Annotated in this window: 1 protein-coding gene; it reads right to left on the reverse strand. The window is 39.5% G+C overall.

Annotated elements, in window-relative coordinates; translation table 11 throughout:
• Window positions 1-84: 84 nt before the first annotated feature.
• Window positions 85-484 (reverse strand): tyrosine-type recombinase/integrase (locus LJE09_RS17465; RefSeq protein ID WP_227311615.1); only part of this gene is annotated, 400 nt, incomplete at its 5' end.

Below are 484 nucleotides of genomic sequence, written 5' to 3' on the forward strand. Positions count from 1 at the left end.
CCGCCTGTCCATTAGTGAAATGATATGTAGTTTCCCTTATTTTTGCCCTTATGAGATAATTACAAGGGAAATAAGGGAATTTCTTTAATCATTGCCTACCACTTTATCAAGAAGCCTAACCGATTTTCGTTTAGCATCTCTTGTGGAGTGAGCATAGACATTCATTGTGGTACTGACATCTGAGTGTCCTAACAATTCCTGCACATCTTTTGGGGCTGCTCCATTTGCTAAAAGGTTGCTTGTATAGGTGTGACGTAACTGGTGGAAATGAAAGCCTTCAAATCCCTCTAATGTTTTTGCCACCTTTCTGCAAACAGTTCCCAAAGTAGTTGGAAGTTCCAGACAACCATCCGGTCTTAAACAGACGAAAGAAATTTCTTTATAATCTGCCGGGACTTCCTCTGTTCTGTCTAAGCAATAATATTCGTAGTACACTCTGTTTTTCTCTTTGACCTCTTTGTAGTAGTTCGTGTGATAAAGTTCT

This window comes from Blautia sp. DFI.3.45 (assembly GCF_020593505.1).
GTDB lineage: Bacteria > Bacillota > Clostridia > Lachnospirales > Lachnospiraceae > Blautia_A > Blautia_A wexlerae.